Here is a 20,899-nt window from a genome sequence, read left to right as displayed (position 1 = left end):
CGGGGCACCCGGCCCGCGAACGACCCTCCGATCCCGACAGGAGTACCACCCCGCGATGACCCGCCGCCGGCACCTGGTCCCGCTCTACGAGCACCCGGCCGAACGCCCCGACGCCTGGGACGCGTTGATCGACGCGGCCCCCGAGGTCCACAGCGTCGTGCTCAATCCGTACAACGGGCCGGGCGAGGCCCCCGACCCGGCGTTCGCCGGTGTCTCGGCCCGGCTGCGGGCCGCCGGTGTGCGCGTACTGGGCTACACCGACACCGACTACGGGCGGCGCCCGCACGCCGCCGTGGTCCAGGACCTGCTGCGCCACCGCGACTGGTACGCGGCCGACGGCGCCTTCTTCGACCAGGCGGCGTCCGGGCCCGAACTGCTGCCCCACTACGGCAGGCTGGCCGTCGCGGCCCGCGCCGCGGGCGCCGCCTGCGTGGTGCTCAACCACGGGGTCCACCCGCACCCCGGCTACCTCGACGTCGCCGACCTCCTGGTCACCTTCGAGGACACCTGGGACGCCTACGAGCACGCCCGGATCCCCCCATGGGCCCTGGGCCAACCGCCCGAGCGCTTCTGCCACTTGGTGCACTCCGTGCCCGAGGGCCGCCACGACGAGGTCGCCGAGCTGTCACGGCTGCGCGGCGCGGCCGTCCACTGCGCGGTGCCCGGCGGCGGACCGCACCCGTGGGACACCCTTCCGCTCTCCCTGGTGAGAACCTGATGCTCCCGTTACGCCCGATGACCCCGAGACATGTGATGACGCCGCAGACCCCGAACGCCCCGCAGTATCCGCCGGCTCCGCAGCATCCGCAGGCTCCGCAGATTCCTCAGGATCCTCAGGACCGGAAAACTCCGCAGGCTCCGAAGCGTCCGGCCAGGCGTCGACTGCCGCTCGTGCCGGCCGCGTTGGCCGCCACGGCCCTGCTCGCCTCCTGCTCGCAGTCCTCGGGCGACGACGACAGCCCCGGCCCGTCCCCGTCGCGCCCGTCCTCGTCCGCGTCCTCCCCCGGCACCGGCCGCCCCGCCTCTCCCGGCCCCTCCGCCACTCCGTCCCCCTCCGGCTCGCCCACGCCCTCGCCCACCCCCACCCCCTCGGGCCCGCGCTGGAAGCCCAAGCCCGGCCTCGCCTGGCAGTGGCAGCTCACCGGCACGCTCGATGTGACCGTGGACGCACCGGTCTACGACATCGACGGCTTCAACCACCCCGCGTCCACCGTCGCCGATCTGCACCGCAGGGGCCGCAAGGTCATCTGCTACGTCAGCGTCGGGGCCTGGGAGGACTTCCGGCCCGACGCGGGCAGGTTCCCCAAACAGGTGCTGGGGCGCGGCAACGGCTGGGAGGGCGAGCGCTGGCTGGACATCCGCAGGCTCGACGTCCTCAAGCCCCTGATGGCCAAGCGCTTCGACATGTGCAGGGACAAGGGCTTCGACGCGGTCGAGCCGGACAACGTCGACGGCTATCTCAACGAGACGGGCTTCCCGCTCACCGCCGAGCACCAGCTCGCCTTCAACCGGATGATCGCCGCCCTCGCCCACGAGCGGGGCCTGGCCGTCGGCCTCAAGAACGACCTGGAGCAGATCCCGCAGCTGGTGGGTGACTTCGACTTCGCGGTCAACGAGCAGTGCGCCCAGTACGAGGAGTGCGACACCCTCACCCCGTTCATCGAGGCCCAAAAGGCCGTCTTCCACGTGGAGTACGAGCTGCCCGCCGCCCGCTTCTGCGACCAGGCGCGCGATCTGAAGCTCAGCTCGCTGCAGAAGCGGCTGCACCTGGACGCCTGGCGCCGCTCCTGCTGAGGGCGGGGATTTGCCCCGGGCCCGGGGCGGTATGTCAGAGTGGGCCGACCCGGCAGGACGGGCGCGCCGCGTGCGCAGCCGCTGCCGGGTATCCCCCCACACTTCACACGGACGGCTCCGGCCACGCCCCGCGCGTATCCGGGCTGCCCGCCTCCCCGTACGGCTACGTCCTTCCCCAGAGAGCGATGCAGGCAACGACCCTTGTCCCCCGGACCGCGGACCTGTTCGACCAGGGCCTGGAACACCAGACCGGCGCCGCCCTGCTGCGCTTCGGCGCCGCGCGGGAGCGCGGGAGCGACCGGATCAGCTGGTCCGGCGACGGCGCCGCCGCCTGGCTGGACGCCGCGCGCGGCCATGTGTGGAGCGTCGGCGCGCCCGACGCCGCCGCCGGACTGGTGCTGCGCGGCGCGCAGGACCTCCCCGACCGCGTACGGGAGTTCACCGGGCCGCGCGGCACCGACGCCCTGGTCGGGCGCCATCTGACGGTGACCGACGTCGTCGAGTGGGTCTTCCGCTGGACGCTGGAGGAACCGCCCGTCCACGACGGCGAGGAGCGGGTCGTCGAGCTCGATGCCTCCCACCACGAGGAGCTGCAGGCCTTCCTCGGCGAGCACAGCCCCGACCACTCCACCGGGCCCGGCAGCGCCGATGTGCGCCTGTGGGCCGGGATACGCGACGCGGCGGACGGGCGGCTGGTGGCCTGCGGTGCCCTGAGCACGCTGCGGGACAGCGGCGCCCCGCTGATGGCGTCCGTCGCCACCGACGCGCGCCTGCGCGGCCAGGGCCTGGGCGCGGCGCTGACGTCCTGGCTGACCCGTTACGCGGTGCGCCGGCACGGCTTTTGCACCCTGTGGCAGCTCGCCGACAACGCCCCCGCCGAACGCCTCTACACGCGCCTCGGCTACCGCAACGAGGACCCCTGCGTGGCGGCGCGGATCGCCGCCTGAGCGCTTCCGCAAGGGGCGCGGGGCCGAGCCGGTCTGCGGCTTCGCCGCGTGGGCGCGACCGGCCCGCGGTGTCCTGACGGCGCTCAGCCGAGCGCCAGGACCACCACGGCGGTCAGGGCGCCGGTCTCCGCGAGGGCGCCGAAGACGTCGCCGGTCACACCGTCCAGGCGGCGCCGGCAGTGGCGCAGCAGGAGTTCGGCGGCGGCCAGCGCGAGCAGCGCCGCCAGGCCCGTGTGCAGGGCGCCGTACGGGCCGAAGAGGGCGCCCGCGCCCGCACAGGCGGCGATGACCGCCGCCGCGCACGCCAGTGCCGCGGCCGGCGGGACCGTGCCCGCGACCGCCGCGCCCAGGCCCTCGGGGCGGGCCGCCGGGACGCCGCGGCGGGAGGCGAGCGTCAGCGCGCAGCGGGAGGCGGTCGCGGCGACGGCCGTGGCCAGTGCGCCCTGCGCCCACCCGGCCGCGTACAGCTCGTACAGGGCGGCGATCTGCGCCAGCAGCGCGAACAGCAGCACGATGACGCCGAACGGCCCGATGTCGGACTGCTTCATGATGCGCAGCGCGTCCTCGGCCGGTTTCCCGCTGCCCAGTCCGTCGGCGGTGTCCGCGAGGCCGTCCAGGTGCAGGCCGCGGGTCAGCGCTGCGGGGACCGCGGCCGTGGCGACCGCGGCGAGCAACGGGCCGTCGTCCAGCAGGAGCACCAGCCCGCCCAGTCCCGCCGCGCACAGCCCGACCACCAGTCCGGCCAGGGGGGCGCACAGCATTCCGCCGCGTGCCGCCGCCCGGTCCCAGCGCGTTACGCGTACGGGGATGACGGTGAGCGTCCCGAAGGCGAAGCGCAGGGCGTCGCGGGGGCGGACCGAGCCGGACGGGGAGGGCGGGGCGGGAGAGGGAGCGGGGGAGTCGGTCACCGCGGAAGGCTATCCCGGGTCGGACGGCCCACCGCGGCGTTAAATTGCCCATACGGGCTGAAACCGGGAATGGCCGGAAGGTGTTGGATGGGTCACTGGTGGTTCCGCAACATTATCGAGCCGGGCAAGCTGCCCCTGCTGCTCGCCCTGGCCTCCTTCGTCCTGACCTTCGTGGTGACCCGGATCATCACCCGGCTGATCCGGGCGGGCAAGGGCCCCTTCCGCAACATCACGCCCGGCGGGCTGCACGTCCACCACGTCGTCCCGGGTGTGGTGCTGATGGTGATCGGCGGGTTCACCGCCATCGCGGGCGGCCGGCGCGGCTTCGGTACGGCGCTGGCGGCGGTGCTCTTCGGCATCGGGGTGGGGCTGGTGCTGGACGAGTTCGCACTGCTGCTGCACCTGGACGACGTGTACTGGAGCGAGGAGGGCACCAAGAGCGTGGAGATCGTGATCGTCACGGTCGCGCTGGTGGCCCTGGTGCTGGCGGGCTTCTTGCCCTTCGGCGTCAATGAGCTGGGGCCCGACGAGATGCACAGCAGATTCCGCGTCATGCGGACGGTGGGCGTCAACTTCCTCTTCGCGCTGATCGCGCTGTTCAAGGGGAAGGGCCGGCTGGCCGTGATCGGGATCTTCGTGCCGTTCGTGGCGATGTTCGCCGCGATCCGGCTGGCCCGGCCCAACTCGCTGTGGGCCAGGCACTTCTACCGCAGGCGCCCCAAGGCCAGGGCCCGGGCCAAGGTGCGCGCCTACCGCCACGACGTGCGCTGGTCGGGGCTGCGCCGCCGGATCCATCACGTCATCGGCGGCGCCCCCAGCCGGTGACGCCGCTCGTCATCCGCTCGTCATCCGGTCGCTGCCCGGCTTGCGGCGCCGGTGGCGCACCTCCCACAGCCCGCACAGCACCAGCGCCCCCAGGACCGCGGCGATGTGCTCCTTGCCCGCCAGGTTGTTCTTGATGAACAGCACCTCGTAGACCATCGCGGCCACCACCAGCGCGCAGGTCAGCCACGCCCTGAAGCGCCAGCACACGAAGACCGCCAGCCCCACCACGGCCGCCGAGGGCCCGGTGTCGATCACATGGGCGTCACTGGCGGGCAGCCCGATGGGGCTGTCGGGGCCGATCCAGATGCCCAGGCGCGCGTACAGCGTCCCGGCCAGCGTGGCGACGTACGCCACCACCAGGGTGCGCCACCAGCCGATGCAGATCTCGGCGATCCCGAAGACGAGCAGGATCTGCGCCAGCGCGCCCCACACCGGCAGATCCAGCGCGGGCACGAACAGCGAGAGCGGGGTGCGCAGCAGCGCCAGCCACAGCGGCTCCTCGGCGCGTACGGAACCGATGTTCTGGATCGCCTGATAGCCCCAGGGCTGGTTCTGCACGAACTGGAAGAGGGAGGTCAGCGCTATCGCCGTGAGCGTCATGGGGATCGCGCGGAGCTTCTTTGCGCGCAGGCCGGACCAGACGGCCATCGCCAGCGGGCCCCACTCGGCGCGTACGGCGCGACGCACGGCGCGACGCGGGGCCGGCTCGGTCATCTCTTGCTCTCCAAGTGCTTGCGGTGCAGCCACTTCGGCAGGCCGGGGATCTCCAGGAAGCCCTCGGCACGGGCACTGGCGAGGCCGATCCGCGGAAGATCGGTGCTCTTTTCGAACAGGATGTACCGGGGTTCCCACATCGGCCGGTATTTGGCATTGGCGCGATAGAGGGATTCGATCTGCCACCAGCGGGAGAAGAAGCTCAGCAGCCCGTGCCACAGCCGCAGTACGGGCCCCGCGCCCAGCCGCGAGCCGCGTTCGAAGACGGAGCGGAACATCGCGAAGTTCAGCGAGACGCGGGTGACCCCGACCTCCTTGGCGCGCTGGATCAGCTCCAGGACCATGAACTCCATCAGGCCGTTCTCGCTGTCCCGGTCACGGCGCATCAGATCCAGCGACAGGCCCTTGTCGCCCCACGGCGCGAAGCTCAGCAGTGCCCGCGGCGCGCCCTCGGCGTCGAAGCACTCCAGCATCACGCAGCGCCCGTCGGACGGATCGCCCAGCCGGCCCAGCGCCATGGAAAAGCCGCGCTCGGTGGCGCCCTCGCGCCAGGCGTCGGCCAGCCGCAGCAGCTGCTGCATCTCCTGCTCGGGGATGTCCTCGTGGCGGCGGATACGGACGGTGTAACCGGCCCGCTGGACGCGGTTGTAGGCCTGGCGGACGGTGCGCATGGCGCGCCCCTGGAGGGTGAAGGCGTCGGTGTCCACGATGGCCTCGTCACCCAGTTCCAGGGCGTCCAGGCCGTGGCGCGCGTAGATCGTGCCGCCCTCCTGGCTCGCGCCCATGACGGCCGGTGTCCAGCCGTGCTCGCGGGCCTCGGCCAGCCAGCGGTCGATGGCGCCGGGCCAGGCCTCGGGGTCACCGATGGGGTCGGCGGAGGCCAGCGAGACCCCGCCCACCACCTTGTAGGTGACGGCGGCCTTGCCGCTGGGGGAGAAGACGGCGCTCTTGTCGCGGCGCAGCGCGAAGTAGCCCAGCGAGTCGCGCTCGCCGTGCCGCTCCAGCAGGGCGCGCAGGCGCTCCTCGTCCTCGGTGGTGAGGGGGTCGGTGGTGCGTACGGAGCGGAAGGCCGCCCACAGGACGAGCAGCAGCACCAGCATGCTCATCACGTTGATGGTGACGTTGGCCCAGTTGGGGGTGGTGATGCCGCGGTAGGCGTCGTCGTTGGCGGCCACCGAGACCAGCCGCATCACGCCGTAGCGCCAGCGGTCGAAGAAGGTGGAGCGGTAGCCGTCGTCGGCGGTGTTGGTGGCCGTGACCAGCAGGGCCGCCAGCAGCGAGCCGATCAGCAGGCCGAGCGCGGCGGTGACAGCGGCGAGCTTGGGGTTGGAGCGGTCGCCCTTGGCGTAGAACTCCTTGCGGCCCACGATCAGCGAGGCCACGAAGAGCGCGGTCAGCGCGAAGGAGACCCAGTTGTGCACATGCCCGCGCAAGGCGGGCGCCACCGCCATCACGAGGCCCAGCAGCGCCAGGAAGAGCCCGGACAGCACGAGGTTGAGGATCCAGGCGGCGCGCTTGCGCCGGCGCATGGTGACGGCGAAGAGCAGGGAGAAGAGCCCGGAGGCGAAGCCGGCGGTCAGCAGATAGGGGGTGTAGAACTCCGCGACGTTGTGCCGGCGGATGTCGTTGCCGAAGGACACCCACACCGCGCTGAGGAAATTGACGAAGGTGACGGCACGCAGGTACCAGACCGCGAAGGCGGCACCGCGCTGCGGCCAGGGACCACGCACACGGCCCTGACGCAGGTTCTCATCCGGGCTCAAACGGACTTCTCCCATGAAGATTGATCTTATGGGGCGCCGCTTTTATCCAGGATTCGGGTGATCCCGACCGTCACGGACGGGCCCCGGCCGCCTGTGGGCCGGGGCCGTCCGATCGAGCGTCAGTCGCGTACGGGCAGTTCCGCCGACAGGGCCGCGGCCGCCTGCACCAACGGCAGGGCCAGCAGCGCCCCCGTCCCCTCACCAGCAGTGACGCCGTGGTCGAGCAGAGGGTTGAGCGCGAGCCGGTCCAGCGCCTTGGCCTGGGCGGGCTCGCCGCTGGCCTGCCCGGCCAGCCACCAGTCCGGCGCCCGGAAGGCCACCCGCTGTGCCACCAGCGCGCAGGCCGCCGAGACCACGCCGTCCAGGATCACGGGCGTACGGCGTACCGCGCACTGCAGCAGGAAGCCGGTCATCGCGGTCAGGTCCGCCCCGCCGGTGGCCGCCAGCAGCTCCAGCTGGTCGCCCAGTACGGGCCGGGCCCGGCGCAGCGCGTCGCGGATCGCCGCGCACTTGCGCATCCACGCCAGGTCGTCGATGCGCGCGCCGCCGCGGCCGGTGACCACGGAGGCGTCGGTGCCGCACAGCGCGCCGATCAGGGCCCCGGCGGCGGTGGTGCCGCCCACGCTCACATCGCCCAGCGCGATCAGGTCCGTCCCGGCGTCCGCCTCCTCGTCGGCGACGGCCACGCCCGCGAGGAATGCTCTCTCTGCCTCTTCGGCGGTGAGCGCGTCCTCGATGTCGATCCGCCCGCTGCCGCGCCGTACGCGATGGCGGGTGACCTCCTCGGGCAGCTCCTCGGCGTCGCAGTCCAGCGCCATGTCCACCACGCGCAGCTGCGCGCCGAACTGCCGCGCCAGCACCGCCGCCGGGCTCGCGCCGTCCAGCGCGGCCCGTACGAGATCCTTGGCGCCCTTGGCGGGGCGCGCGGAGACGCCCAGCTCGGCCACGCCGTGGTCGGCGGCGAACAGCACCGCGCGCGGGCGCTCGATCGGACGGGCGGGCACCCGCTCCTGGACCGCGGCCAGCCACTCGCCCAGCTCGCCGAGGCGGCCGAGCGATCCGGGCGGTACGGCCAGGCGCTCCCGCCGCTCCTCGGCGTCCCGGCGCACGCCGCCGTCGGGGCGGTCGATCCGGCTTGCGAAGTCATCGAGGTTCAGGGCGCTCATTGGGCGCAGATTACCGGCTGGCGCGCACCCGGTCTTCAAGCGGCCGACCCTCCGGCACAGTTCACACCCCGTCACCTCGCACGGATTCTTTACGCCATGTGACGCACTTGGGACCCACAGTGATTGCGGGGCTTGATCAATCCCCTTACGTTCGGGTCTGCGTCGGATTGTCATACCGGCCGTCCAGGGCTCGTACGGGCCGGGTGGGGTGCACGCCCCGCGCGCTTCGTACGCGGCCCGCGGCCGGACCGCCGCCCGCTCACCGTCCCTGACTGACCACACAGAGAGCGATCCCCGTGTCTCGATGGTGTCTGCCCCGGACCGTCATCGGCGTCAATCCCCTCGGCGAGCCCAACGCACGGCTCACCGCCGCCGTCAGCCGCGCCGGCGGGCTGGGCGTCCTGGACCTCGGCCGCGGCGGGCGGCGCGCCCGCGAAGCCCTCGAACTCGCCGCCCAGTGGGCGCCGGGCCGCTTCGGCGTCCGCGTGCCCGAGGGCTGCGCCCTGGGCCCGGCGGACCTGGAACTGCCCGACCGCGGCGGCCCGCACACCGTCCTGCTCGCCGCCGACGCCCCCTGCGCCCCCGCCGACTTCCCCGGCCGCGAGGTGCTGTGCGAGGTCACCGGCGGCGAACAGGCGCGCGCCGCGCTGCGCGCGGGAGCCACCGGGCTGATCGTGCGCGGCAGCGAATGCGGCGGCCCCATCGGCGAGTTGAGCGGCTACGTCCTGCTCCAGCAGATCCTGGCCGACACCGCGGGCGACGTACCGGTCTGGATGGCGGGCGGCATCGGGCCGCACACCGCGGCGGCCGCCGTCATCGGCGGCGCGGCGGGCGTCGTCCTGGACATCCAGCTCGCGCTGCTGGCCGAGGCCGAACTCCCGGAGGCGGTGGCCGGGGTCCTGCGCACCATGGACGGCTCGGAGACCGTCGTCGTGGGCGGGCGCCGCGTCCTGGACCGCCGCCGCCCCGGCGCCCCCGAGGCGCTGCGCGACCGGCTGCTGCCCATCGGCCAGGACGGCTTCCTGGCCGCCCGCTTCGAGCGGACGTACGGCACGGCGGGCGCGGCCGTACGCGCGGTGCGCGAGGCGGTCACCCGGGCGGTGGCGGCGCCCCACGCGCCGCAGGACGGCGGGAGCGCCGCGGGGACCCCCGCCGACACCCTGCGGGCCGACTCGCCCATGGCCCAGGCGCTCGGCACCCGGCTGCCCATCGCCCAGGGCCCGATGACCCGGGTCAGCGACCAGGCGCGGTTCGCCGCGGCGGTGGCCGACGGCGGCGGGCTGCCCTTCATCGCCCTCGCGCTGTCCGGGTCAGCGCAGACCCGGACCGTACTGGAGCAGACCCGGGCCGCGCTCGGCGAGCGGCCCTGGGGCGTGGGCGTGCTGGGCTTCGCGCCCGAAGAGGTGCGCACCGCGCAGATGGCGGTGGTGCGCGAGCTGCGGCCCTCGCACGCCATCATCGCCGGCGGCCGCCCCTCGCAGGCCGCCGCGCTGGAGGAGGAGGGCATCAAGACCTTCCTGCACGTGCCCTCGCCGGGCCTGCTGGGGCAGTTCCTGCGGGCGGGCGCGCGCCGCTTCGTCTTCGAGGGCGCCGAGTGCGGCGGGCACGTCGGGCCGCGCAACAGCTTCCCGCTGTGGGAGGCCCAGCTGGCGGTGCTCGCGGACTTCCTCGACGAGGAGCGGGACCGCATCGACCCGCGCACCGTCGAGGTGCTCTTCGCCGGGGGAGTGCACGACGAGCGCTCCGGCGCCATGGTCGCCGCCCTGGCCGCCCCGCTGACCGCGCGCGGCGTGTGCGCGGGCGTCCTGATGGGCACCGCCTACCTCTTCACCGAAGAGGCCGTGGGGCGCGGCGCCATCCAGCCGCTGTTCCAGCGCCAGGTCATCCAGGCCCGCGCCACCGCCCTGCTGCAGACCGCGCCCGGCCACGCCACCCGCTGCGTCCCCAGCCCCTTCTCCGAGAGCTACCGGGCCCGCAAGGAAGAACTGCGCGCGCAGGGAGTGCCCGAGCGGCAGGCCTGGGAGGAGCTGGAGCGGCTCAACATCGGACGGCTGCGCATCGCCAGCAAGGGCATCGAGCGCGACGGCGACGAACTGCTGGACGTGGACGAGGAACGGCAGCTGGCCGAGGGCATGTTCATGGCCGGGGAGGTCGCGGTGCTGCGCAGCGCGACCACCACCATCGATGCCCTGCACCACGCCGTGGGCCCCGGCGCCGCCGAGCGCTACGAGCAGCGGGCCGCCGCCGTACGCACCCTCGTCCCCGCCCCGCAGACCGAAGCCGGGCCCGAACCGGCGCCCGAACCCCTGGACATCGCCGTCGTCGGCATGGCCTGCATGTTCCCCCAGGCGCCCGACCTGCCCACCTTCTGGGCCAATGTGCTGGGCGGTGTGGACGCCGTCACCGAGGTGCCCGGCCACCGCTGGGACACGGGCGTCTACTACGGCGAGGACGCCACCGGCGGCGATGTCTCCGCCTCCAAGTGGGGCGGCTTCCTGCCCGAGATCCCCTTCGACCCGCTGCGCTACGGCATCCCGCCCAACGCCCTGGCCAGCATCGAGCCCGTACAGCTGCTCGCCCTGGAAGCGGCCAGGAGGGCGCTGGCGGACGCCGGGTACGAGGACCGCGCCTTCCCCCGGGAGCGCACCTGCGTCGTCTTCGGCGCCGAGGCGGGCAGCGACGCCGCCAACGCCACCACCCTGCGCACCCTGCTCCCCTCCTTCCTCGGCAGCCTCCCCGAGGAACTGGAGGAACAGCTGCCCACCCTCACCGAGGACTCCTTCCCCGGGATGCTCGCCAACGTCATCTCCGGGCGCATCGCCAACCGCCTGGACCTGGGCGGCGCCAACTACACCGTCGACGCGGCCTGCGCCTCCTCGCTGACCGCCGTGGACGTGGCGTGCAAGGAACTGGTGGCCGGCACCGCCGACGTCGCGCTGTGCGGCGGCGCCGACCTGCACAACGGCATCAACGACTACCTGCTCTTCTCCTCCGTGCACGCGCTCTCGCCCACCGGCCGCTGCCGCCCCTTCGACGCGGACGCCGACGGCATCGCGCTCGGCGAGGGCGTGGCGTGCGTGGTGCTCAAGCGGCGGGCGGACGCCGAGCGGGACGGGGACCGGATCTACGCCGTGATCCAGGGCGTGGGCAGCGCCAGCGACGGCCGCTCCCTGGGGCTGACCGCGCCCCGGCCCGAGGGCCAGCGGGCCGCCGTCGAGCGCGCCTACCGCAACGCCCGGATCTCCCCCGCCGAGGTCGGCCTGGTCGAGGCGCACGGCACCGGCACCGTCGTCGGCGACCGCACCGAACTCGCCACGCTGGCAACGGTGTTCCAGGCCGCGGGCGCCGAGCGCGGCTCCTGCGTGGTGGGCTCCGTCAAGTCCCAGATCGGGCACACCAAGTGCGCGGCGGGCCTGGCCGGGCTGATCAAGTCGGCGCTCGCCCTGCACACCGGCGTACGGCCGCCGACCCTGCACATGAAGCGCCCCAACCCCGCCTGGGACGCCGAGAACAGCCCGTTCGCCTTCCACGACCGCGCGCTGCCCTGGGCCGAACCACCCGCGCGCCGGGTCGCGGGCGTCAGCGCCTTCGGCTTCGGCGGCACCAACTTCCATGTGGTGATGCGGGCATACGTAGATGAGGGGGCAGACGGCGCCGGGGTACCGCCGCGCCAGGGCCTGGACGCCTGGCCCGCCGAGCTGTTCACCTTCCGCGGCGCCGACCGGGACGCCGTGCGGCCCGCGGCACAGGCCCTGCTGGCGCTGGTGGAGACGGCGCGCGAAGGAGACGCCCCCTGGCGGCTGCGGGACCTCGCGCTCACCGCGGCCCGCCGCGCCGGGTCCGGCACCGGACCGGTCCGCGCGGCCTTCGTCGCCACGGACCTGGACGAACTCGCCGGCCTGCTGCGGACCGTACGCGACGGGCAGCAGGCGCCGGGCGTGCACTGGGCCGAGGACCACCCGCCGGCCGAGACGGACGCCGCGGCGCCGGCCAGGACCGCCTTCCTCTTCCCCGGCCAGGGCAGCCAGCGCCCCGGCATGCTGGCCGAACTGCTCACCGCCTTCCCCGAGACACAGCGCCACTTGCGGGCCGGCGGAGCGGCGGCGGCCGCCCTGTACCCGCCCGCCGCCTTCGACGACGCCGAACGCCAGGCACAGCGGGCCCGCCTCACCGACACCCGCATCGCCCAACCCGCCCTGGGCATCACCTCGTTGGCCGTGCACGACCTGCTGCTGGCCGCCGGGGTGCGCCCCGACGCCGCCGCCGGGCACAGCTACGGCGAACTGGTCGCGCTCTGCGCGGCAGGCGCCCTGGACCCCGCCGAACTCCCCGGCCTGAGCGCCGAGCGCGCCGAGGCGATCCTGGCCTCGGTGGGCAGCGACCCCGGCGCGATGGCCGCCGTAGGGGCGGGTGCCGAGGCCGTCGAGCAGGCCCTGCGGGAGGCCGGACTGGCGGGCACCGTCGTCGCCGCCAACCGCAACGCCCCCGACCAGACCGTCATCTCGGGCCCCACCGCCGCCGTCGAGGAGGCCGTCACCCGCCTCGCGGCCACCGGCCTGAGCGCCCGCCGCCTCCCCGTCGCCTGCGCCTTCCACAGCCCGCTGCTCGACGGCGCGGGCGAGCGCTTCGCCCACGCGCTGCGCCGCCGGCAGGTCCGCGCCCCCGAATTTCCCGTCTGGGCCAACCTCACCGCGGCCCGCTACCCCGCCGACCCCGAGGCCGTACGTGCCCACCTCGCCGACCAGATCGGCTCCCCGGTCCGCTTCGCCGAGCAGATCGAGGCCATGTACGAGGCCGGGGTGCGCACCTTCGTCGAGGCGGGCCCCGGCACGGTCCTGACCACCCTGGTCGGCCGGGTGCTCGGCGACCGCCCGCACCTGGCCGTCGCCTGCGAACCGCGCCCGGACGCCGGGCTCCCCGGCTTCCTGGACGCCCTGGCCCGGCTCGCGGTGGGCGGCGTACCGGTCGCGGCCACCAGCCTGCTGCACGGCCGCGACGCGGTGCCCGCCGACCCCGACGCGCTGCCGCCCCGCCCCGGCTGGACCGTCGACGGCCAGCTCGTACGGACCGCCGCGGGCGAACCGCTCCCCGGAGCCCTGCGCCCGGCCCGGCGCATCCGGCTCACCTCCCCCAGCCAACGCCTCCAGGAGACGACCGTGAACCAGCCCAGCGGAATCCAGGGCCCCGTTGCCGGTGGACAGGACGACAGGGACGCCCTGATCAACGAATTCCTGCGCAGCAGCCGCGAGATGGTGGCCGCACAGCGGGACGTGCTGATGGCGTACTTCGGGAGCGCGGGGGGCGTCGCGCCGCTGGCGCCGGAGGCGGCGGTGACGGCCCCGATGGCTCCCGCGGCCCTGCCGTCGTACGAGGCCGAGGCGACGCCCGCCCAGGCAGCGGCCCAGGAACCGGCTCCGGCTCTGTCGGAGGCGGAGATTGTGCGGACGGTGCTTGCGGTGATCGCGGAGCGTACGGGGTATCCGGTGGAGATGATCGAGCCGGGTCTCGATCTGGAAGCGGATCTGAGTGTGGATTCGATCAAGCGGACGGAGATTGCGGGGGAGTTGGGGCGTCGGCTGGCGGGTGGTGGGATCGATCTGCGGTCGTTGCCGGATGCGGAGTTGGAGGAGTTGACGCGGGCGCGTACGGCGTCCTCGATCGCGGCGTGGCTGGCGGCGCGGGTCGGTGGCGGCCCGGCGCGGCGGGAGGCGCCCCCCGAGCCCGCCGCCCCGTCTCCCGCCCCCTCTCCGGCTCTGTCCGAGGCGGAGATTGTGCGGACGGTGCTTGCGGTGATCGCGGAGCGTACGGGGTATCCGGTGGAGATGATCGAGCCGGGTCTCGATCTGGAAGCGGATCTGAGTGTGGATTCGATCAAGCGGACGGAGATTGCGGGGGAGTTGGGGCGTCGGCTGGCGGGTGGTGGGATCGATCTGCGGTCGTTGCCGGATGCGGAGTTGGAGGAGTTGACGCGGGCGCGTACGGCGTCCTCGATCGCGGCGTGGCTGGCGGCGCGGGTCGGTGGCGGCCCGGCGCAGCGGGAGGCGCCCCCCGAGCCCGCCGCCCCGGCACCTGTGGCCACCGGATCCGGCCCGGCCACCGGATCCGGCCCGGTGACCGAGTCCGCCCCCGCCGCCGAGCCCACCGTCGGCGCCCCCAAGCGCTACCTCCTGCGGCCCGTCCCGCTGCCCCCGGCCCCCGACGCCGGGCCCGGCGCGACCGCCCTGGCGGGCAAGCGGTACGCGGTCCTCGGCGAGGGCACCCCCGTCGCCCAGGCGCTGGCCGCCCGCCTCGCCGAGCACGGCGCCGAGGCCGTACGCCACGCGGACGACCGCCTGCCGCAGCCGGACGCCGGGCGCCTGGACGGCATCGTCCACCTCGGTGCGCTCACCGCCCGCGAGCCCGTACTGCCCGCCGCCTTCCCGGTGTTCAAGGCGGCGCTCGCGCACGGCCCCGAGCGGCTGCTGTGCGCCCGCCCCGCCGAGGGCCCCGGCGCCGAGCACACCGCCGGGCTGCGCGGCTTCTTCCGTACGGTCGCCCGCGAGTACCCCGACACCGTCGCCCGCCTGGTCGAACTCGACACCGCCGCACCCCCCGTGGCCCTCGCCGACATCCTGATCGGCGAACTCCTCGCCCCCGACGCCACCCCGGTCGTGCTGCGCACCGGCGGCCCCGGGCAGCGGCACGGAATCGAGCCGGTGGAGGCCGAGCTGGGGCTCCTGGGGACCACGGGGGCCGGGCCCGCGGGCGACGGCGCCGCCGAGGCCGCGGCCCTGGGCCTGGGGCCGGACTCCGTGGTCGTACTGGCCGGCGGCGCCCGCGGCATCACCGCCCGCTTCGCCCTCGCGCTCGCCGCGGCGGCCCGCTGCCGCATCGAACTCCTGGGCCGCACGCCGCTGCCCGAGACCGCCGAGGCCCCGGACACCGCATCCGCCGCCGACCGCACCGCGCTGCGCACCGCCCTCGCAGCCCGCGGCGGCCTCGCCCCCGCCGAGATCGACCGCGAGGCGGGCCGCATCCTCGCCCAGCGCGAGGTGGCCGCCACCCTGGCCGAGATCCGCTCGCTCGGCGGGCTGGCGGGCTACCGGGCCGTGGACCTGCGCGACGCCGAGGCCGTACAGCAGACCGTCAAGGCCATCCACGCCCAGTACGGGCGCATCGACGGCGCCGTCCACGCGGCGGGCGTCATCGAGGACCGGCTGCTCGCCGAGAAGGACCCCGACTCCTTCCGGCGGGTGTACGGCACCAAGGTGGACGGCGCCCGCCATCTGCTGGGCACCCTCGCCGAACTGGCCGCGCCGCCGCGCTTCGCCGTCCTGTTCGGCTCCATCGCCGGGGCGCTGGGCAACCGCGGGCAGGGCGACTACGCGGCCGCCAACGACGCCCTGGCCACCCTGGGACGGCAGTGGGCGGCGCGCACCGGGAGCCGGGCGCTGACCGTGCACTGGGGCCCGTGGGCGCCCGCCGAAGGCCCGCACACCGGCATGGTCACCCCGGAGCTGGGCCGCGAGTACGCGCGGCGCGGCATCGGGCTGATCGACCCCGAGGAGGGCGTGCTGGCGCTGCTGCGCGAGCTGGCCTGGGGCGAGGCGGGCGCCGACGAGGTGCTGCGTACGGCGTCGGGCTGGTGAGATGAGCACCACGACCACCGCGGGCGCAGCGCCGGGGCAGCCGGTCGCCATCGTCGGGATGGCGGCCGTACTGCCCGGCGCGGGCAGCCTGGACGCGTACTGGCACAACCTTCTCGACGGCGTGGACTCCATCACGGACGTGCCCGCAGACCGCTGGGGCCCCGACCACTACCCCCTGGACGGCGAGGGACCCGAGGCGATCTACTGCCGGCGCGGCGGCTTCGTCGACGGGCACGCCGAGATCGACCCCGCGGCCTTCGGCATCATGCCCGGCTCGGTGGCCGCCACCGAACCCGACCAGCTGATCGCGCTGCGGGTGGCCGCCGACGCCGTCGCGGACGCGGGCGGCACGGGCAAGCTGCCCGCCGACCGCTCCCGTATCGGGGTGATCCTGGGCCGCGGCGGCTATCTCACCTCCGGCCTGGCCCGGCTGGACCAGCGGGTGCGTACCGCCTCCCAACTCGCCCGTACGCTGAGGGAGTTGATGCCGGAGCTGAGTGACGAGCGGATCGCCGCGGTCCGCGGCGCCTTCACCCAGGCACTGGGCCCGCACAGCCCCGAGTCCGTCATCGGGCTGGTGCCCAACTTCGCCGCCTCCCGCGTCGCCAACCGCCTCGACCTGCGCGGGCCCGCCTACACCGTCGACGCCGCCTGCGCCTCCTCGCTGATCGCCGTCGACCACGCGGTGGCCGAACTGGCCCAGGGGCGCTGCGACATGATGCTGGCGGGCGGCGTGCACCACTGCCACGACATCACCCTGTGGAGCGTCTTCTCGCAGCTGCGCGCGCTCTCCCCCTCCCAGCGCATCCGCCCCTTCCACCGCGGCGCCGACGGCGTGCTGATGGGCGAGGGCACCGGCGTGGTGGCCCTCAAGCGGCTGGCGGACGCCGAGCGCGACGGGGACCGCGTCTACGCCGTCATCCGCGGCACCGGCATCGCCAGTGACGGGCGGGCCGCCAGCCTGGTCAACCCTGACCCCGGCGGGCAGGAGCGGGCCGTGCGGCTCGCCTGGCGCGCCGCGGGCCTGGACCCCGCGGCGCCCGGCTCGGTGGGCCTGCTGGAGGCGCACGGCACCGGTACGCCCAGCGGTGACGCGGCCGAACTCGCCACGCTGGCTGCGGTGTTCGGCCCGGCTGTGGCCGGTGACGCCTCCGGTGCCCCTGTCATCGGGTCGGTCAAATCGATGATCGGCCACACCATGCCGGCCGCCGGCATCGCGGGCCTGATCAAGGCCGCCCTCGCCGTCCACCGCCGCGTCCTGCTGCCCACCCTGCACTGCGAGGACCCCCACCCCGCCCTGGCCGCCACCCGCTTCCGCCCCCTGGCCACCCCCCGCCCCTGGGACGCCCGCCCCGGTGGCGCCCCGCGCCGCGCCGCCGTCAACGCCTTCGGCTTCGGCGGCATCAACGCGCATGTCGTCCTGGAAGAGGCGCCCGGCACCGGAGACCCGGCAGGCGTCGCGCTGCCCGCCGCCGCACCGGCGGGCGTCGCGCTGCCCGCCGCACCGGCCGCCGTCGCCCTGTCCACACCCGCACCGGCCGCCGTCGCCCTGCCCACTCCCGCGCCGGTCGCCGCCGCACCGGCCACCGTTGCCCTGCCCACTCCCGAACCGGCCGCCGCCGAACCGGCCGCTGCCGCGCGCGCCCAAGTGGCCGAGCCCGAAGCCGTGTTGCGCCTCGCCGCCCCCGGCCCCGGGGCGCTGGCCGCGCTGCTGGACGCCGAGGACGCCGTCCTGCGGGCCGCGGCGCTGCCCGGCGGTGACGGACAGGCGTACGGCCCCGGGGGCCCCAGCAGGCTCGCGCTGGTCGGGCCGACCGCCAAGCGCCTGGGGCTCGCCCGCAAGGCGGCCGCGCGCGAGCGGCCCTGGGGCGGGCGCGGCGACGTCTGGTACGCGCCGGACCGGCCGCTGGCCGACGGGCGTACCGCCTTCGTCTTCCCCGGCCTGGAGGCCGAGTTCGCGCCCCGCACCGACGACATCGCCGACCACTTCGGGCTGCCCAGGACCGGCCGCAAGGACGTCAGCGTGGGCGAGATCGGCGCACACGGCGCGGCCGTGGTCGCCGTCGGCCGCCTGCTGGCCGCCGCACTGCACCGCATCGGCGTCGTACCGGACGCGGTGGCCGGGCACAGCGTGGGGGAGTGGACCGCGATGGTGGCCGGCGGCATCTTCGCCGACGACGAGGTGGACACCTTCCTCGACGCCTTCGACCCCGCCGTCCTCGACGTCCCGGGCCTGGCCTTCGCCGCGCTCGGCGCCCCCGCCGACGAGATCCGCGCCTGCCTGGCCCGCCGCCCCGAGTGGTCCGGGATCGTCCTCTCGCACGACAACGCGCCCCGGCAGTCCATCGTCTGCGGCCCGGCGGCACCCGTCGAGGACTTCGTGGCCAGCCGGCGCGCGGACGGCGTCCTCGGCCAGGTGCTGCCGTTCCGCTCCGGCTTCCACACCCCGATGCTCGCCCCCTACCTCGGCCCCATCCAGCGCGCGAGCGAGGGCTTCACCTTGCACCGCCAGAGCGTCCCGGTCTGGTCGGGCACCACGGCCGCGCCCTTCCCCGACGAACCCGCCGCGGTGCGCGAGCTGTTCGTGCGCCACCTGCTGGAGCCGGTCCGCTTCCGCCCGCTGATCGAGGCGCTGTACGCGGCGGGCTTTCGCGCCTTCGTCCAGGTCGGCGGGGGCCAGCTGAGCACCCTGGTCGACGACACCCTCGGCGAGCGCCCGCACCTCGCCGTCACCGCCAACAGTCCCCGCCGCGACGGTCTGCCCCAACTGCTGCGCGTGGCGGCGGGGTTGTGGGCGTACGGGGCGGATCCGGACTTCGGCGCGCTGGCCGCGCCGGGGACGCGGCGGGCATCGGCCGGGGCGGCGCGTCCCGCGTCCGGCCCCGTCGGCAGCGGCCCGGCGTCCGCCGCCGTCGGCGCCGATCCGGCGTCCGCCGAGCGGAACGGATCCGCGCGGCCCCCGGCGCCCGGGGTGCCGGTCCGGTCGGAAACGGCGACGTCGAGCGCGTACGCCTCCGTGAAACAGGCCGCGGCGGTGACGGACGAGGCGGCGCCCGCCCCTGCCGCGCCCTCGCGCCGCACGGTGCGCCTCGACCTCGGAGCGGGACTGGTGTCACTGGACCCCGCGGTACGGGACGCGCTGCGGGCCGGGCTCCGGGAGGCCGCCCCCGCGGCCGCCAGGAGCGCCACCACGGCCGGAAGCGGTCAACTGGCCGATCTGGCCACGCGGTTCCCGGCCGCCGCCGAACTGCACGCGCTGCTGACGGAGACCGCCGACACCGCCGTCGCCCTGTTCGAGGCGGCCCCGCGCACCCGCCCCGTACCCGCGACGCCCGCTCCGGCCCGCCCGGAGCCTGCCACCCGTAAGCCCACTGCACCGGCCCGCCCGGAGCCCGCCGCCCATCAGCCCACTGCACCGGCCCGCCCGGAGCCCGCCGCCCATCAGCCCTCCGCTCCGGCCCGCCCGGAGCCCGCCGCCCATCAGCCCCCCGCACCGCCCCTGTCCCCCTCCACTCTCCACGTCTCCGTCCAGGCCATGCCCTACCTCCTGGACCACTGCTTCTTCCAGCAGCGCGCGGGCTGGCCCGAACTGGCCGACCGCTGGCCGGTGGTCCCCGCCACCACCATCGTCGGCCACATGGCGGACGCGGCCCAGGGCCTTCGGCCGGGGCAGCGGGCCGTCGCGGTGCGCGACGCGCGGTTCCTGGAGTGGGTGGTGGCCGAGCCGCCCCTCGACATCGAGGTCGCTGCCGCCCCCGAGGCCGACGGCGACGGGATCGAGGTCTGCTTCGGGCGCTACGCCCGCGCCACCGTCCTCACCGCCCCCGGGTACCCCACCGCCTCCCGCCCGCGGCCCTGGAGCGGCCTCGGCCCGGAGCGGCCGCCCGCCGTCGGCGCCCGGCAGATGTACGAGGACCGGTGGATGTTCCACGGCCCGCTCTTCCAGGGCGTGGCCGCCATCGACGCCCTCGGCGAGCGGCACCTGCGCGGCACCCTGGTCACCCCGCCCGCCCCCGGCGCGCTCCTGGACAACGTGGGCCAGCTCATCGGCTACTGGCTGATGGCCACCCACACCGACCGCACCGTGGTCTTCCCCGTCGGCCTGCGCGACCTGCGCTGGTACGCCGAGCACCCGCCGGCCGGCACCCCGCTCGGCTGCCTGGTGCGCATCACCGAGCTGACCGCCACCGTGCTGGCCGCCGACGTCCAGCTGACCCTGCCCGACGGCACGGTCTGGGCCGAGATCCTCGGCTGGCAGGACCGGCGCTTCGACTCGCCCCCGGAGACCGACGCCGTCAAGCGCCACCCGCAGCGCAACACGCTCTCCGACGCCCAGCCGGGCGGCTGGCACCTGGTGTTCGAGCGCTGGCCCGACCCCGCCTCCCGCGACCTGATGATGCGCAACCAGCTCGGCGGCCCGGAGCGCGAGCAGTACGCCCAGCACCCGCCGCGCGGCAAGCGGCAGTGGCTGTTGGGCCGGATCGCCGCCAAGGACGCGGTGCGCCGCCACCTGTGGGCGAGCGACCCGGCCGGCATCTTCCCCGCGGAGGTGCGGGTGCGCAACGAGCCCTCGGGGCGCCCTTGGCCAGAAGGCGTCCACGGCCGTCAACTGCCGCCGCTGGAGCTGTCGTTGGCGCACTGCAAGGAGGCCGCCGTCGCGCTCGTACGGCCCGCGGGCCCCGGCGTGCGCGTCGGCATCGACATCGAGGAGATCGCCGAGCGCCCGGACGGCACGTACGACACCGCCCTGACCGCCGCCGAACGCGACCTGGTCACGGCCCTTGAGGGCGCGGCCGGGGCGGACGGCGGCTGGCTCACCCGCTTCTGGGCCGCCAAGGAAGCCGCCGCCAAGGCCGAGGGGACCGGACTGGGCGGCCGCCCGCGGGAGTTCGAGGTGCTCGCCGCCACGGACCGCGAGCTGACGGTGCGCACCCCCGCGCACCGCACGTACCGGGTGCACCACACCCGCACCGGCAACCCGCCGGGACTGCCGCAGCGGAGCTACGTCGTGGCCTGGACCACGGGCCCGCTCCCCAGCGGCGAAACAGGCGCAACCGACACACCAGCGGCCACGGACGCAACCCACGCACCAGAGGAGAACGGCTAAGTGGACACCAGCCTGACCGACGTGAACCCCATCGCCGCCGACGAGGA

The 20,899-nt window shown here is 75.2% G+C and carries 10 protein-coding genes; 6 read left to right on the top strand and 4 right to left on the bottom strand.

Translation table 11 applies throughout. The features are described from left to right. Positions 1 to 55 precede the first annotated feature (55 nt). The 3 genes from AC4IJH_RS25125 (at position 56) to AC4IJH_RS25115 (ending at position 2,741) form a co-directional block, all read left to right on the top strand. Positions 56 to 718 (top strand): spherulation-specific family 4 protein, encoded by a 663-nt coding sequence (locus tag AC4IJH_RS25125; protein ID WP_490854108.1) that lies wholly within the window; start codon positions 56 to 58, stop codon positions 716 to 718. Between the two features lie 164 nt (positions 719 to 882). After that, a complete protein-coding gene (locus tag AC4IJH_RS25120; protein WP_490854131.1) occupies positions 883 to 1,794 on the top strand; it encodes an endo alpha-1,4 polygalactosaminidase in 912 nt (303 codons plus the stop codon). Positions 1,795 to 1,979: 185 nt separating this feature from the next. Then, the gene (locus tag AC4IJH_RS25115; protein WP_490854107.1) at positions 1,980 to 2,741 is read left to right on the top strand and encodes a GNAT family N-acetyltransferase; all 762 of its coding nucleotides are present in this window, start codon (positions 1,980 to 1,982) and stop codon (positions 2,739 to 2,741) included. Between the two features lie 83 nt (positions 2,742 to 2,824). On the opposite strand, the gene AC4IJH_RS25110 is transcribed toward AC4IJH_RS25115, so the two are convergent. After that, positions 2,825 to 3,649 (bottom strand): adenosylcobinamide-GDP ribazoletransferase, encoded by an 825-nt coding sequence (locus AC4IJH_RS25110; protein ID WP_490854106.1) that lies wholly within the window; start codon positions 3,647 to 3,649, stop codon positions 2,825 to 2,827. Positions 3,650 to 3,736: 87 nt separating this feature from the next. On the opposite strand from AC4IJH_RS25110, the gene AC4IJH_RS25105 reads away from it, so the two are divergent. Continuing rightward, the gene (locus AC4IJH_RS25105; protein WP_490854105.1) at positions 3,737 to 4,474 is read left to right on the top strand and encodes a hypothetical protein; all 738 of its coding nucleotides are present in this window, start codon (positions 3,737 to 3,739) and stop codon (positions 4,472 to 4,474) included. Positions 4,475 to 4,483: 9 nt separating this feature from the next. Here the strand turns inward: AC4IJH_RS25105 and AC4IJH_RS25100 are convergent, their stop codons facing one another. The 3 genes from AC4IJH_RS25100 to cobT form a co-directional block, all read right to left on the bottom strand. Further along, complete coding sequence (locus AC4IJH_RS25100) at positions 4,484 to 5,188, bottom strand: hypothetical protein (protein ID WP_490854104.1); 705 nt, start codon at positions 5,186 to 5,188, stop codon at positions 4,484 to 4,486. Then, the gene (locus AC4IJH_RS25095) at positions 5,185 to 6,966 is read right to left on the bottom strand and encodes a phosphatidylglycerol lysyltransferase domain-containing protein (protein WP_490854103.1); all 1,782 of its coding nucleotides are present in this window, start codon (positions 6,964 to 6,966) and stop codon (positions 5,185 to 5,187) included. The genes AC4IJH_RS25100 and AC4IJH_RS25095 overlap by 4 nt, the downstream gene beginning before the upstream one ends. Before the next feature lie 104 nt (positions 6,967 to 7,070). Beyond that, complete coding sequence (gene cobT, locus AC4IJH_RS25090) at positions 7,071 to 8,117, bottom strand: nicotinate-nucleotide--dimethylbenzimidazole phosphoribosyltransferase (protein WP_490854102.1); 1,047 nt, start codon at positions 8,115 to 8,117, stop codon at positions 7,071 to 7,073. A gap of 296 nt (positions 8,118 to 8,413) precedes the next feature. On the opposite strand from cobT, the gene AC4IJH_RS25085 reads away from it, so the two are divergent. Continuing rightward, entirely contained in the window at positions 8,414 to 15,745 is a 7,332-nt protein-coding gene (locus AC4IJH_RS25085; protein WP_490854101.1) for an SDR family oxidoreductase, read from the top strand. A 1-nt stretch (position 15,746) separates the two neighbouring features. Further along, positions 15,747 to 20,852, top strand: coding sequence for a type I polyketide synthase (locus AC4IJH_RS25080; protein WP_490854100.1), 5,106 nt, complete (start codon positions 15,747 to 15,749; stop codon positions 20,850 to 20,852). The last annotated feature ends 47 nt before the right edge of the window (positions 20,853 to 20,899 follow it).

Source organism: Streptomyces sp. UF-297 (genome assembly GCF_058245575.1).
This window is presented reverse-complemented; position numbering and strand designations above follow the sequence as displayed.

Bases quoted from the DNA above. Each gene is read 5' to 3' on its own strand.
- AC4IJH_RS25095 (WP_490854103.1), bottom strand. From the start codon at position 6,966: ATGGGAGAAGTCCGTTTGAGCCCGGATGAGAACCTGCGTCAGGGCCGT.
- AC4IJH_RS25105 (WP_490854105.1), top strand. From the start codon at position 3,737: ATGGGTCACTGGTGGTTCCGCAACATTATCGAGCCGGGCAAGCTGCCC.
- AC4IJH_RS25100 (WP_490854104.1), bottom strand. From the start codon at position 5,188: ATGACCGAGCCGGCCCCGCGTCGCGCCGTGCGTCGCGCCGTACGCGCC.
- AC4IJH_RS25115 (WP_490854107.1), top strand. From the start codon at position 1,980: ATGCAGGCAACGACCCTTGTCCCCCGGACCGCGGACCTGTTCGACCAG.
- AC4IJH_RS25125 (WP_490854108.1), top strand. From the start codon at position 56: ATGACCCGCCGCCGGCACCTGGTCCCGCTCTACGAGCACCCGGCCGAA.
- AC4IJH_RS25080 (WP_490854100.1), top strand. From the start codon at position 15,747: ATGAGCACCACGACCACCGCGGGCGCAGCGCCGGGGCAGCCGGTCGCC.
- cobT (WP_490854102.1), bottom strand. From the start codon at position 8,117: ATGAGCGCCCTGAACCTCGATGACTTCGCAAGCCGGATCGACCGCCCC.